The 14,475-nt window shown below is 42.1% G+C and carries 13 protein-coding genes; 9 read left to right on the top strand and 4 right to left on the bottom strand.

From position 1 onward, the window contains the following. The first annotated feature begins 36 nt into the window (after positions 1-36). The 4 genes from KEM09_RS04500 (at position 37) to KEM09_RS04485 (ending at position 2,652) form a co-directional block, all read left to right on the top strand. Positions 37-846, top strand: coding sequence for a phosphatidate cytidylyltransferase (locus KEM09_RS04500; protein WP_212226054.1), 810 nt, complete (start codon positions 37-39; stop codon positions 844-846). Positions 847-866: 20 nt separating this feature from the next. Next, positions 867-1,520 carry a phosphatidylserine decarboxylase family protein gene (locus tag KEM09_RS04495; RefSeq protein ID WP_212226051.1) on the top strand — a complete coding sequence of 218 codons (654 nt, stop codon included), beginning with the start codon at positions 867-869 and terminating at the stop codon, positions 1,518-1,520. A gap of 229 nt (positions 1,521-1,749) precedes the next feature. Beyond that, on the top strand, positions 1,750-2,367 hold the full coding sequence (locus KEM09_RS04490) for a cytochrome c oxidase subunit 3 (protein WP_212188636.1): 618 nt from the start codon (positions 1,750-1,752) through the stop codon (positions 2,365-2,367). Positions 2,368-2,385: 18 nt separating this feature from the next. Beyond that, the gene (locus KEM09_RS04485; RefSeq protein ID WP_212226048.1) at positions 2,386-2,652 is read left to right on the top strand and encodes a cytochrome C oxidase subunit IV family protein; all 267 of its coding nucleotides are present in this window, start codon (positions 2,386-2,388) and stop codon (positions 2,650-2,652) included. 71 nt (positions 2,653-2,723) lie between these two features. On the opposite strand, the gene KEM09_RS04480 is transcribed toward KEM09_RS04485, so the two are convergent. After that, positions 2,724-3,941 carry a uracil-xanthine permease family protein gene (locus tag KEM09_RS04480; protein ID WP_212226046.1) on the bottom strand — a complete coding sequence of 406 codons (1,218 nt, stop codon included), beginning with the start codon at positions 3,939-3,941 and terminating at the stop codon, positions 2,724-2,726. Between the two features lie 170 nt (positions 3,942-4,111). On the opposite strand from KEM09_RS04480, the gene KEM09_RS04475 reads away from it, so the two are divergent. From KEM09_RS04475 to KEM09_RS04455, 5 genes are all read left to right on the top strand, one after another. Then, positions 4,112-6,331 carry an APC family permease gene (locus tag KEM09_RS04475; protein ID WP_212226043.1) on the top strand — a complete coding sequence of 740 codons (2,220 nt, stop codon included), beginning with the start codon at positions 4,112-4,114 and terminating at the stop codon, positions 6,329-6,331. Between the two features lie 6 nt (positions 6,332-6,337). Beyond that, the gene (locus KEM09_RS04470; RefSeq protein WP_212226041.1) at positions 6,338-7,972 is read left to right on the top strand and encodes a glycosyltransferase family protein; all 1,635 of its coding nucleotides are present in this window, start codon (positions 6,338-6,340) and stop codon (positions 7,970-7,972) included. A gap of 14 nt (positions 7,973-7,986) precedes the next feature. Continuing rightward, entirely contained in the window at positions 7,987-9,414 is a 1,428-nt protein-coding gene (locus tag KEM09_RS04465) for a glycosyltransferase (protein WP_212226039.1), read from the top strand. 133 nt (positions 9,415-9,547) lie between these two features. Beyond that, positions 9,548-10,018, top strand: coding sequence for a pantetheine-phosphate adenylyltransferase (coaD, locus tag KEM09_RS04460; RefSeq protein WP_212226038.1), 471 nt, complete (start codon positions 9,548-9,550; stop codon positions 10,016-10,018). Then, positions 10,018-11,475, top strand: coding sequence for a TlpA family protein disulfide reductase (locus tag KEM09_RS04455; RefSeq protein ID WP_212226036.1), 1,458 nt, complete (start codon positions 10,018-10,020; stop codon positions 11,473-11,475). Before coaD ends, KEM09_RS04455 begins: the two co-directional genes overlap by 1 nt. A 743-nt stretch (positions 11,476-12,218) precedes the next feature. Here the strand turns inward: KEM09_RS04455 and ruvC are convergent. From ruvC to serS, 3 genes are all read right to left on the bottom strand, one after another. Beyond that, positions 12,219-12,773, bottom strand: a complete 555-nt coding sequence (gene ruvC / locus KEM09_RS04450; protein ID WP_212226034.1) for a crossover junction endodeoxyribonuclease RuvC — start codon at positions 12,771-12,773, stop codon at positions 12,219-12,221. After that, positions 12,766-13,074 (bottom strand): DUF4286 family protein, encoded by a 309-nt coding sequence (locus KEM09_RS04445; RefSeq protein ID WP_212226032.1) that lies wholly within the window; start codon positions 13,072-13,074, stop codon positions 12,766-12,768. Before KEM09_RS04445 ends, ruvC begins: the two co-directional genes overlap by 8 nt. Positions 13,075-13,157: 83 nt before the next feature. Beyond that, positions 13,158-14,429, bottom strand: a complete 1,272-nt coding sequence (serS, locus tag KEM09_RS04440; protein WP_212226029.1) for a serine--tRNA ligase — start codon at positions 14,427-14,429, stop codon at positions 13,158-13,160. Positions 14,430-14,475: the final 46 nt, after the last annotated feature.

Here is a 14,475-nt window from a genome sequence, read left to right as displayed (position 1 = left end):
CAGGATATGTTAACTTTGCACCACTAAAGATAATCGATGAATAATTTCTTACAGCGCACTTTAACGGGTATCTTGTTCGTAGGAGCAGTAGCCGGTTCAATTTTTATACATCCCATTGCCTTTTTTCTGGTGTGTTTGCTGGTAGCTGTACTAGGTATTTTAGAATTAGGTCGATTATTGGAGCGTAAATATGGTAAACTCAACATATTTGCATCGCTTCTGCTGGGGCTTACATTTCAGGTGTTAGTGTTTCTCGATTCGCAAGGCTATATTGACCGTACATGGTATGTGATTTTGATGCCAATGGTGTGGTTGCCTTTTGTATATGAGTTATTCAAAGGAGGGGAAAATCCTTTTCAACGCATTGCATTAACGCTGATGGTACCTGTGTATATATCGCTTCCCTTATCGTTTCTGTTTCTAACCGGCTGCATCAATGGCGTTTTTCAGGCTTCCATTCTGTTAGGCTTTTTTATTCTGGTTTGGAGCAACGACTCTGGTGCATATATAGTAGGCGTGAGTATAGGTAAGCATAAATTATTTGAACGAATATCTCCAAAAAAGACCTGGGAAGGATTTATTGGAGGCATTATATTTACAATTGTTGCTGCAGTCATTATTTTTAAGTTATCAGGTATTGCCAGTCTGGGTGTTTGGATAGGAGCAGCCTTAATTGTATCAATTTTTGGTACCATAGGTGATTTGGTTGAATCGATGCTTAAGCGTAATGTTGACATCAAAGATTCTGGTTCTATATTGCCCGGACACGGAGGAGTGCTGGATCGGTTTGATGCAGTGTTGTTTGCAGCCCCAATGGTATTTGCCTTGTTTGTATTATTTGGATAAAAGGATTAAGAAGTAACACAATGACAATTCATAAAGAAGGATACGGAACGATTATCGTTGTGCTGGCTTTTCTGCTGGCACTTAACTATGGAATATTTTTTCTGACAGGTGTTGAGGTCACTAAATTTACAAGTCTGGCCTCGTTTGTTGTATTTGCATTAGTACTCAATTTTTTTCGTAATCCTAAGCGTGAGGCTGTTGTGCAGGATGGAGCTATCATTGCGCCGGCTGACGGTAAGGTTGTAGCCATCGAAGAAGTAGAAGAGGATGAGTACTTAAAAACTAAGTGCCTGCAGGTTTCGATTTTTATGTCGGTATTTAACGTGCATATCAACTGGTTTCCAATCAAAGGTATTGTGAAGTATTTTCGTCATCATAACGGGCGTTTTATGGCAGCTTATCTGCCAAAGTCATCCACTGAGAACGAACGTACCAGTGTTGTGATAGAGAACGAAAAAGGCACGCAGATTCTTGTACGTCAGGTGGCAGGAGCAATGGCTCGTCGGATTGTTTGCTACGCCGAAGAAGAAAAATCGATTGAGCAAGGTCAGCAAATGGGCTTTATCAAATTTGGTTCGAGAGTTGACTTGTACCTGCCGCTCGATACACGTATTGATGTACAATTAGAGCAAAAAGTAATCGGGCGTCAAACCATATTAGGGTGGTTAAAATAATCCCTAGAAACTAACAATATAGAGAGCTGTCCTGCCGGGATGGCTCTTTTTTTTACCCCGATGCAACTTCTATGGCTTAAGTTTGTTATGTACAGGCAAACAGGTTTTAGTGCTTTTACGCATGAAAATATAGGCGCAAAATAGGTAATTAAATACTTTTATATATTTTTATCGCCTTGTTCATACAATAAACATTGAAGCTTGAAGTCGTTAATAAAATCATGTTATTATGAGTCAATCATTATCTATGGCAGGTAATCTATCGGAAAAAAAAGAATCTACGCTAAGTGGCATTTGGCTTTTTATATTTATTGAGTTACTCCTATTTGCAGGTCTGTTTCTGTTATATGGAGTTTATAGGTACAAAAATCCGGTAGCTTTTGACCTGGCAGCAGGTGAGTTAAGTATCACATCAGGTGTACTGAATACCATCATTATCTTAGGGGCGAGCCTCGGTATGGCATATTCATCAGTGGCCATTCGAAAAGGCAATAAGATGGCAACCCTATTCTGGTTACTGACAACGCTGTTTATCGGATTTATGTTTTTGGTGAATCGCTATTTTGAGTGGAAAGGAAGAATTGATTTTGGCTTCTTCCCGGGGAGTGAGGAGCTGGCCCGTTTGGGGCATGGTGATGTGCTATTCTTTGGGTTATATTTCTTTATGACCGGTTTACATGCCATTCATTTACTGGTTGGGTTTATCGGATTAATCTATGTTACCAGCCGCGTTAACAATAATTCTTTAAACGGTGGCAATTATGCATTGCTTGAGAAAACTGGTTCGTATTGGCATCTGGCAACACTCATTTGGGTATTGATCTTCCCACTGTTTTATTTATTGTAAATCTAAAACCTTAAAATTATGGATAAGCAAAATACCATCTCCGCAAAATCATATACCCTTGTTTTTATTGGTTTAGTTTTATTGACCCTGATATCGACCGGGTTAAGTTCACTCAATCTGGGTTATATCAGTACCATTATTGCATTCGGATTAGCCATTGTTAGTGCTCTGGTAGTATTATCAAAGTTTATGAATGTAAAGCTTGATGGCAGTTTCGCTCGCTTGCTTTTAGCCGGCATACTGGCATTGGCCTTACTCATCTTTTTTGTTGGATTTGTAGGTTAAGATCATTTACATATACAAAGAAAGGCGATGGTTACCATCGCCTTTCTTTGTATATGTATAATTATTTTGCTCTAGTGTTCGTCCTCAATATGAACAGGTTTTGATTTCTCTGGTAAAATCAGGTTAAGAACAACGCCTACTAATGAAGCGAGTCCTATGCCGGCCAATGAGAAGTTCCCAAAATCAATTACTGCGCCTCCTATACCAACGGTAAGAATAACCGAGACAATCACCTGATTGCGTGTTTTGGTTAAGTCAGCTTTGGAATCAATCAATGTGCGGATACCTACACTGGCTATCATCCCGAATAAAAGTAGCATAATACCTCCCAGGACTGCCTGAGGGATGGATTTAAGTAATCCACTAATCTTACCAATCAGTGAAAAGCAAATAGCGGTAATTGCCGAAATGCGCAATATTTTAGGGTCTGTTATCTTCGTTAAAGAAATAGCTCCTGTAACCTCTGAATAGGTGGTGTTGGGTACACTACCTATCAGTGCCGCAAAAGATGTAGCAATACCATCGCCTAGCATAGTGCGATGTAAGCCCGGATCTTTTACATAGTTTTTATCAGCAACTGCACCAATGGCATACATATCGCCCACGTGTTCAATAAGTGGAGCAATGGCAACTGGTATCATATATACAATTGCTTTCCAGCTCCATTCAGGCATGGTAAATGGCGGTAGAGCAAACCAGGCTGCTTCTTTAATGGGAGTGAAGTCAACTTTTCCCAGTATCAATGACAACACATAACCGGCCACAATACCCAGGAATATAGGAATCAGTTTGATAAGACCTTTGGTGTAAATAACAACGACAATGGCAGTTAATAAGGATACCACAGCAATCAGCCAGTCAGTTTTAGCCATATCAACCCCTACCGATGCTAATGAAAGTCCAATTACCATAATAACGGGTCCAACTACCACTGATGGGAACAGGCGTTCGATAAAGCCTAATCCACGGGCTTTAATAAGCGCCGATACGGTGATGTAAACGATACCTACAGCAATTAATCCGGATAAGGTGCCTGGCAAACCAAAAAGTTTGGTAGCCTCCACAATAGGCGCAATAAATGCAAAGCTACTACCCAGAAAAACAGGTACCTTGCCTTTGGTGATTAAATGAAAAATTAATGTTCCTACACCGGCAGAAAACAAGGCGATAGATGGATCAATACCTACCAGTAACGGAACTAATACTGTGGCACCAAAGGCCACAAATAAGAATTGAATGCCAATAATGACCTGTTTACTAAGGTGCATTGATGGTTTTGTTTGCTTCATGATGACGATTACGTTATGTGTTTGACGCTGCAAAAGTAAGCATATCAATGTAATTACTTATGAATTAGTTCTTATTTAGTGACTTTCTCAATAAGAATGTGGGATGAGTGTGGCAATTTTTGGGCAAGCCAATTAAAAATATTAGGTTTGTTTGAATTGACAGTAGACCTATGCAGAAAACACTAACAAATCCTAACGCCGGTTTTGGGGCAATGGCCGTTTTTATGACAGCCATTTCTACCATTTTAGGGGCCATTTTGTTTTTACGTTTCGGATATGCTTTAGCAAATGTTGGTTTAGGAGGTTTGTTAGCCATCATCATTATCGGACACGCCGTTACAGTGCCTACAGCACTTGCCGTAGCTGAGATAGCTACCAATCAGCGCGTACAAGGAGGCGGGGCTTATTACATTATTTCGCGTTCTTTTGGTCTTAATATCGGAGGTGCCATTGGTTTGGCCTTATACTTATCCCAGGCTATTAGTGTGGCTTTCTATATTATCGCCTTTGGCGAGGCATTTGACCCGCTCATTCCTTATTTACCTTTTGAGGTAGATGCGCTTATCTTTAAAAAGATTGTGACCCTTGTGCTGATGACTATCCTTTCTGTGGTAGTACTGTTAAGAGGTGCCAATATTGGAATGAAGGCGCTTTACGGAGTAGTGGCCCTGTTGTTTGTATCCATCCTGTTCTTTTTAATGGGGACACCTGTTTCAGAAGGAATCGAACTGAGTTTCAATAATACCATCGAAGGTGGCGACACCTTTTTTATGGTGTTCACCATTATATTTCCTGCTTTTACTGGTATTGCTGCTGGCCTTGGTCTGTCAGGCGATTTAAAAGACCCTAAGAAGGCCATTCCTAAAGGTACTTTGCTGGCGACGGTAGCCGGTATGATTATTTACGTATTGGTGGCTTTTAAAATGGCGCTATCGGCAACACCGGAGGATATGCAGGCCGACCAGCTGATTATGTCGCGTATTTCGGTTTGGGGACCGATTATTCCTGTGGGGCTGGCTGCCGCTTGTTTGTCTTCAGCTATAGGCTCTCTACTGGTGGCACCACGTACTTTACAGGCCATTGGTTTTGATTGTATCATGCCTTTTGACCATTTTAATAACTGGATTGCCAAAGGGCGTGAGGCTGATAATGAGCCCATCAATGGCAGCGCTATTACCATTGTCATTGCTTACTTCTTCATTATCATTGGTGATGTTAATTTTGTCGCCGAGATAATCTCCATGTTTTTCATGATTACCTACGGCTTTATCTGTCTCATCTCATTTCTCGAACATTTCGCAGCCGATCCGTCTTATCGCCCTACCTTTAAATACAATAAATGGTATTTCTCACTGATTGGGGCTATTCTCTCTTTCTGGCTCATGTTCCAAATGAAGTGGACCTATGCAGCGCTGGCATCCCTTTCAATGGCAATTACCTATTACTTTATTACGGTAAGCAACCCCGAAAGGCAAGGCCTTGAAAAACTGTTCAAAGGTGTGATTTTTCAGCTCAGCCGGCAGATTCAGATATTTATTCAGAGGGCCAATAAAGATGAGGAAGAGAGCCATTGGCGACCTTTTGCCATTTGCGTTACAGAAGATTCATTTAAACGACAGGCTGCCTTTGATTTGCTTAGATGGGTTTGCTATAAGCATGGGTTTGGTACTTATATTCATTTTATTAAAGGATTTCTGAATAAAGATACATACGATGAGTCGCAAGAAGCACTGAGCAGGCTGATTAACCAGGCCGAGGGCAGCAAAAGTCGCTTGTACCTCGATACCATCATTAGCCCGTCTTACACATCGGCCATTGCCCAGGTAATCCAGCTATCGGGCATAAGCGGAAAAGGTAATAACCTCATATTATTTGAGTTTTCGCGTAGTAATCCTGAAGCCTTAAAGCATGCGTTGGAGAATTACCAGTTGTTTGATGCGACGGGTTTTGATGTATGTGTGCTCAATTCGTCCTATAAAGGATTTGGCTATAAGCGTGAGATACATGTGTGGATTGGAGCGCACGATTTTCGTAATGCCAATCTGATGATTTTGCTGGCTTATATCATTTCAGGTCATCCGGAGTGGCGTAATGCCGTGATTAAAATATTTGCTTTCTTTCCCGAAAGTCAGGTTGAGAAGCAACGCAAACGACTGTTGGGCTTAATTCAGGAAGGGCGCCTGCCGATTTCACCTTCCAACGTCGTGTTTTTGCCTATGAGCGGCGATGAAACGCCTCGTCAGGTAATTATGCAGCGCAGTACCGACGCTGATTTGGCAATCGTTGGTTTTAAGCCTGAAAATATAAAGGATGCCCCCGAAGCGATGATTGACTTCGGGGATATGAGCAACATCTTGTTTGTTAATACCTCTCACAAAAAGGATATTTAAGAAGTAATGAATTCGAAAGACAGATCTGCCGGCGATGTTTTTTCCGTTGTTGAAGCATGGTGCTCCAGGCATCATCCAATATTGATTGGAAGTATAATGGTGTTGTTCTCAATTTTTTCATTATTACTTTTCAACCTGCGAGTCAGCGAAGGCGGCGACGATAGCACCTACATCATACGGGCCGTTAATTTTATTAATAATGGTACCTATCCTTCATTTCAGGGGCCGCTTTATCCCTTGTTTCTATCACTGTTGGTAGGCTTGTTTGGTATAAAGTTGGGCTTGCTTAAGCTATCGTCATTTGCATTGATGTTGACGGGTATATGGTTTATATACAGAGTTTTCAAAGAGCGTGTTAACTACACATTGCTATTTTCTACTCTATTAATCAGTAGTTTAAGTAGCTTCTATATCTATTTTAGCAGTCAGACCTATAGCGAAGCCCTCTTTATTTTAATTCAGATACCTGTTTTTGCCTTCGTGTTTAAGTTAATTGATGACGCCTCTGATCAATTGGCATGGAAACCACTCATCCTGTTAAGTCTGACAATTGTGGCAGGCTACCTGACACGCACCGTTGGTGTTGGAGCTTTAATAGCTGTACTCTTGTTTATGACCATCAGTAAGCGCTGGAAGGAAATGGGTGTATTGCTAATTTCATGTGCAGGTATTCTTTTCCTGTTTTTACTGATAAAACAGGCTATATGGAGTAATGGGTGGTTCGACGGCGGACAGGCCAGTACACTCATGTACAAGCATCCATATCAACTCGATCAGGGAAAGGAGACGTTATCAGGCTTTATCAGCCGTTTTATTGATAATTCAAACCTCTATCTGTCAAAGCATTTTTTGCATATGATAGGCTTAAAGGATGTGGCTGTCAAATCAACCAACGGATTAATTACTTTAGTGCTGTATGTGCTGTTTTTAGTGGGGAGTTTGCGCGCATTTAAACGTAACAAATACATCCTGTTTACTGCCATCTATGTGGCAACCATGCTGGGCATAACTTTTATAGTGCTGCAAAAGCTGTGGGACCAGTATCGCTTAATTGTACCATTTTTCAGCATGATGCTGTTAGTTGTCCTCTACGGCTTATTTCAGCTGGCTGAAATCAGTAAAAGTAAGATGGTACAGCGATTAGTGTTGGGGCTTGTACTGTTTAGTGCAGGTAGTGCTTTCTCTCATTCTGTTTCGGAGGTGGATTTGCTAACATTAAGAAAAAACCTGAGGGGTGATTTGTATGAAGGGTATACCGACGATTGGCGTAACTATTTGTCGATGGCCGAATACGTGGGCAAAGAGTTGCCTGAACAGGCATATGTAGCGGTTCGAAAGCCCAATATGGCGCGTATCTATGCCAATGGTAAAAAGTTTTATGGGATATACAGGTACGATACCAATGATCCTGACGAACTGTTGAAGCGACTGAAGGAACGTCAGGTGAGTCATGTGATAATGGCCAGTCTGCGTAAGAATCCGGCGATTAATAACGGACAGACGATTAATACTATTCAACGCTATTTATACATTATATCGCAAAAGTATCCATTGGTTTTTAAGCTTGAACATCAGATAGGTACCAGTGAACCGGCTTATTTATTCAGAGTGGATTATGATGCTGCAAAAATTAGTGAATGACAAAAGGGCTGACAATGAAAGTTAACGAGGAGCAGAGAGCTTATTTTGAATCCAGGGCAAAAAACTGGGTAAAATACCGAAAGAGAAGGAGCTACTATTGGGATTCAATTACGCGCTATTGTAATTATTTTATTCATGATGAGAGTTCTGTTTTAGAAATAGGATGTGGCTCGGGAGAGTTGCTGGCAGCTGTCAACGGGAAAAGCAAAACAGGGATTGATTTTTGCGCGCCTATTCTTGAGCAGGCGCGTGAGCAGTTTCCTCACATTCAGTTTGAGCTCATGGAAGCCGAGAATATACAGCTGAATCAAACTTACGATGTCATTATTCTGTCGAATCTGATTGGGGTAATAGATGATATCGAGCACGTATTTAAGCAGCTCAAGAAAGTGTGTCATCCTGAAACCCGAATTATTGTCACCTATTATAATCGTATTTGGGAACCAATTATACGTCTGGCCGAATGGATTGGCATCAAGAAACGGACACCTGAGCAAAACTGGTTGTCAACCGGTGATATTGCCAATCTGTTGTACTTGGCCGACTTTGATGCGTATAAAACCAATCGCAGCATGCTGATGCCTTACCGCATACCACTGGTGTCCGGATTACTCAATCGTTTTGTGTCGCGATTGCCTTTTTTTCAGCTATTTGGATTGAACCAATTTGTGTTTGCCCGGCCCTTTCCACCTCGCCTGACGCAGGAAGAGGTTGACCAGCGTTATTCTGTATCAGTAGTGGTGCCTGCACGCAACGAAAGTGGCAATATCGAAGCAGCTATTCTGCGAACACCACAAATGGGCCGATTCACCGAACTTATTTTTGTTGAGGGAAATTCAACTGATGATACCTGGGCGACCATACAGCAGATGGCTGAAAAATATAAAGAGACGCACCGTATTAAAATTATGCAGCAGGACGGAAAAGGCAAGGGTGACGCTGTAAGAAAAGGTTATGCAGCTGCTGAAGGAGATATTCTGATGATATTAGACGCTGATTTGACGGTGCCGCCCGAAGACCTGCCAAAGTTCTACAACGCTATCACCCGCGGAAAAGGCGAGTTTATCAACGGCGTTCGGTTGGTATATCCCATGGAGAAGAATGCCATGCGCAGCCTAAATACCATTGGTAACCATTTCTTTTCGCGCCTGTTTAGCTGGATACTGGAGCGGCCCATTAAAGATACTTTGTGTGGGACTAAAGTCATGTTCAGGAAAGACTATATTAAGCTGGCGCGAAACAGAAAGTTCTTTGGCGATTTTGATCCTTTTGGCGATTTTGACCTGCTGTTTGGCGCCTATAAGCTCAACCTTAAAATAGTTGATTTACCCATTCGCTATCGCGAGCGCAAGTATGGAGATACCAATATATCGCGTTTTAGTCATGGCTTTATTTTGCTGCGCATGTCGGCTTTTGCAGCAGGTAAAATTAAGTTTTGGTAGATAAAATACCGGTTGATAACTTGTCAGAGCGGCTATTTTTTCCAAATTTTACGGTCTTGTAACTTATTAATGGCACTGCTGTCACCAGACCAAACAACTGGAGCTGGTGCCTTATGATGATACTTAAATAACTATGAAAATAGCCATATTCCCGGGTTCATTCGATCCCTTTACAGTCGGACACGAAGATGTTGTAAGAAGAGGTTTAAGCCTTTTCGATAAAGTGATTATTGCCGTTGGTTATAACTCCAATAAGAAAGATTTCTTCCCGTTGGAAGACCGGATGAAATGGATTCGGGACGTGTTTGTAGACGACGAACGTGTGAGTGTTGAAAAGTATGAAGGATTAACCGTTGATTTTGCTAAAGAGGTAGGCTGTACCCATATCTTAAGAGGTATTCGCACAGCAGCTGACTTTGAGTATGAGCGTGCTATTGCCCAGGTTAATAAGGCAATGAGTGGTTTTGATTCGGTCTTTCTGTTAACAACACCTGAGCACACACCTGTTAATAGCTCCATTGTTCGCGACATTGTTAAGCATGGAGGTGATGCAGGCCAGTTTCTGCCTAAGGCTATTCAGATTAATATCCAAAAATATCTGTAATGCGCTTGTTTGTTCTCCTGATAGCCTTATTAAATATAGGCTCACTACTGGGGCAGCAGCCGCTCAGGTGGGTTACCGTTAAGGGAAATGCACCTGATTATGCCGGCTATGATCTTGTCGTACAAAAGGTCGTTAATCCCATTTCTATGGAAATGGCTGATTTAATGGTTGTCAGGGTGAATGAAAAGGGTGATTTTGAGCAAAGTATCGAACTGGCGGCAGTTACGCATGCCAGTATTGACATGGGGAAGTTTCGGGGCCATATATATCTGGAACCAGGTCAAAGCTATGAACTGGTGCTGCCTCCTTTCAAACCACGCACCGATGCCGATAGATTCAATCCGTATTTTGTACCTGAAGAAATAGAGTTAGGAATAGCCAACGCTGATGCCCAGGGACTGAATCGATCTATTACGGCTTTTGACAACTATCTGACTGACCAATACAATGGTAATGCAGTGCGCATTTTTGCCAACGCCGATGTAAAGCTGGCCAATCATATCATGTCTACAACGGATAGCCTGCATTCAAGCGCTCACCCTTATTTTTCGAAGTACAGGCAGTATGCCTATGGCGAATTGCGCATGCTGGCCTATAAGCGTAATAAGCGAAAAGCCATTTATGAAACGTTCAAAGGCGATTCTATAAGTGTTATGATGCCTTCGTTTATTCAGTCTTTTAATACCTATTTTAAAGGCTTCTTCAATTATTATTTCTCGTCATCGGCCGGTGAAGCCTTGCGCGATGCTTATGCCAAAGGAGCCAGTTTCGACAGTTTATCAAGCGTTTTACAAAAGGACACTTTGTTCGCTGATGGCCTTTTTGCTGAATTGTTATTACTAAAAGGTTTTTACGATGGTTTCTACTCAGGCCGTTATGAGCAGGAAACGATTATTCGCCTCTTTAAAGAAGCTACTGAGCAAAGTGCGTTCTATCGGATTAGAGAAATAGCAGCGGGCTTGCATAAGCAGGTTACCTGGCTGCGAACAGGCTCAGCTGCGCCACAGTTTACGCTTTATCGGCTCGATGGTAAAGAGCGTTCTTTAAGTGATTATGAAGGCAAATTTGTTTACCTCAACTTCATGCATACCAGCAATCATACCTGTAAAGAAGAATTACAGTTACTGAATGTGCTGTATAAACAACTGCGACGTGAATTGACGATTGTCACTGTTATTATGGATGAGGACCCAACTGCCGCTGAACAACTGGTGAAGGCTAATAAGTTTAAATGGGATTTTTTGCATTATGGGGCCATGCCCAAAGTGGCGCTCGACTATCGTATTAAAGCCCTTCCGGCCTATTTTGTGATTGATCCGACGCAGAAGTTGCGCTTATCGCCTGCTCCATCGCCCAAGGAGAGCTTTACCCCAATATTTATGGAGGCTCAGCGTAAGTACCATTATGAGCAATTGCGCCGTGAGCAACCAAAGCAAAAAAGTATTTACGATTTGTAAAACGTTATCGGTTAATAGAGCGGGTAGAAGCATTAATAGGATTAGTGTAAAGTCAATTAGGGTAATTCGGGCGATGTGCAAAATAATTACATTGTACAACCCCGCCGGGGTTGTGGGTTTTTTACCAATTAGATCTATAAATATTTGACACCGCAGGTGTCATGTTTGCAATAAGAGGATGCCGGCGGCATCCCATATTTATAGTAATATTTACGTTTCATTCATCGACCTCAGAGCGGGTCGAATATAACTGAATTAAAACATTACCCGAAACTTGACTTGGCGCTAGTCTTTTTGTTTCTTTTTCGGCGATGGAAATTATTGCGATAAGTGAGAGCAGAGTCAAGCTTGCTTGAACTATGCCGAACAAAGCAATAATCTCAAAGAAAAAGAAAACCCGTCTGGTAAGACAAAGTTCCTTGAAGCCTCAGGCTATGCATAGTGCTGATAAATCAATCATAGCTAAAACTTTTTTAAGTAATTACGGCTTCCCCACAATTATATTCAAGTGATCCGTTTTATCAAAGCAAAGTATTGACTACCTATACGTATGTTTTTGCTTTTTCATGCTTACACTTTTTTATTTTTACTCGGGTCAACGTATGCTTAAACTGGGGTTAAAAATATATTTAACCCGGGTTAAATTACTAAATGCACAGTATGTTTTTTTAAAAGCCTGCTTATGAAAAAACATACTCCTGCTGTATAATTACCAACAATGTACTTTAGAAAATAGAGATAGCTTATTTCTTTACCCGTCCCGGGTTTTTGCTGATAAAGTCTTTCCAGCTTTTAGAACCACCGGATAGAGTTACTCTCTGGTTTTGAAGAAAATGGCAATAGGCAGCTGCCAGTCCATCGGTGGCATCCAGGTATTTGGGTAGTTCACCAATCTTAAGCAGGTTTTGCAGCAGCATGGCTACCTGTTCTTTGGAGGCACGGCCATTGCCCGTGATGGCTTGTTTAATACGGAGTGGTGCATACTCAAAAATTGGCACTGAGCGCGATAGAGCCGCCGCCATGGCCACACCTTGAGCGCGACCCAGCTTCAGCATCGACTGTACATTTTTGCCATAAAAAGGTGCTTCAATGGCCAGCTCATCCGGGTGGTAGGTGTCTACCAATTGTACCACGCGCTCAAATATCTTTTGCAGCTTCAGGTAGTGGTCGCCGTATTTATGCAGTTCGAGCACACCCATGGTCACCATCTCGGCCTTGTTGCCTATAGCGCGTACTATGCCATAGCCCATAACGGTTGTGCCGGGATCGATGCCTAATATAATACGCTCTTTAGCCAAGCTGTACCTCGTTAAGAATAGAACTAAAGGTTAAGCACTTATCGCCAAAGGTCCCCTTGGCGTTGTTAATCAGGATGGCGTTGTATTTATTGATGGTGTCCAAATCAGAGGGGTTATATACCTGCATCTGGCAGGAATAGTTAGTGTTCCCTTCCTCTACAACGGCCATTACCTGGTACAATTCAACACGGATATTCTTAACCAAATCTTTCATGGTTGGCACGTAATTGCGGTTCATCCACTGTTTCCACTCATCAGTGATGGTATCGTCAATCATAAAAGTGGTGTTGAATATATACATAGTCAATTAGTTTATACAGTAATAAATAGGCAGAAGGCAGAAGTCTGTTTAGAAATCTTCTGCCTTCTGCCTTGATTTTTTGTTTACTTGATAATATCAAATCCAGTATAAGGAACCAATGCCTCAGGTACTCTGATACCATCAGGCGTTTGATTATTTTCAAGGATGGCAGCCACAATTCGTGGTAATGCCAATGCACTGCCGTTAAGCGTGTGGGCCAGTTGTGCTTTTTTCTCACCGTCCTCTTTGTAACGCAATTTCAGGCGGTTGGCCTGGTAGCTTTCAAAGTTTGATACTGAGCTAACTTCTAACCAGCGCTCCTGAGCTGCTGAGTATACCTCAAAATCATAGGTGAGGGCAGATGTAAAGCTCAGGTCGCCACCACACAAACGCAGTATACGCCAAGGTAATCCCAGCTTCTCAACCAATGTTTGAACGTGAGCCACCATTTTGTCAAGAATCTCGTATGATTCATTTGGGTGGGCCACTTGTACAATTTCTACCTTGTCGAACTGGTGCAGGCGGTTTAATCCGCGCACATGGGCACCCCATGAGCCAGCTTCACGACGGAAACAAGCTGAATAAGCACAGTGCTTAACCGGCATTTCTGAAGCCTTCAGAATTACATCGCGGAAGATGTTGGTAACAGGTACCTCGGCCGTTGGAATCAAATACAGGTTATCGGCTGTAACATGATACATTTGTCCTTCTTTATCGGGTAACTGCCCGGTGCCAAAGCCCGAGTCTTCGTTTACCACTAATGGTGGAATCACCTCGCTGTAACCTGCTTTTTCAGCTTCATCAAGAAAGAAATTGATCAAAGCGCGCTGCAAACGGGCGCCTTTGCCCTTATACACCGGGAAACCGGCGCCTGTTATCTTGGTGCCTAATTCGAAATCAATCAGGTCATATTTCTTAATCAAATCCCAGTGAGGCTCTTTTACCTCCAACTGTGGCATGGTGCCGCCGTTTTTCACTTCCACATTGTCTTCCTCGCCTTTACCCGGAGGAACAATCTCATTAGGGATGTTAGGAAGGGATACTAACTGCTCGTTCAGCTGCGATGTTATATCATCCAGGGAAGTGTTCAGATCCTTGATCTTATCTTTTAATTCACCGGTGCGTGCTTTAGCCTGGTTAGCTTCTTCAGCTTTACCCGCTTTAAACAACTGACCAATCTCTTTGGATAGGGCATTCATCTCTTGCTGAAAAGATTCAGCTTCTACCTGTGTTGCTTTTCGGCGGTTATCCAATTCGATGATGCTGTCAACGATTGTGCTGGCATCGAAGTTCTTTATTTTCAGTCGCTCAACGACTAATTCTTTATTGTCCTGAATGAATTTTAACGTCAACATATTGTTGTATGGTTAGCGAGTAAAAAAAATCTCCTGAAATTATTAC

The sequence above is a fragment of the Carboxylicivirga mesophila genome (assembly GCF_018271975.1).
Classification (GTDB): domain Bacteria; phylum Bacteroidota; class Bacteroidia; order Bacteroidales; family Marinilabiliaceae; genus Carboxylicivirga; species Carboxylicivirga mesophila.
This window is presented reverse-complemented; position numbering and strand designations above follow the sequence as displayed.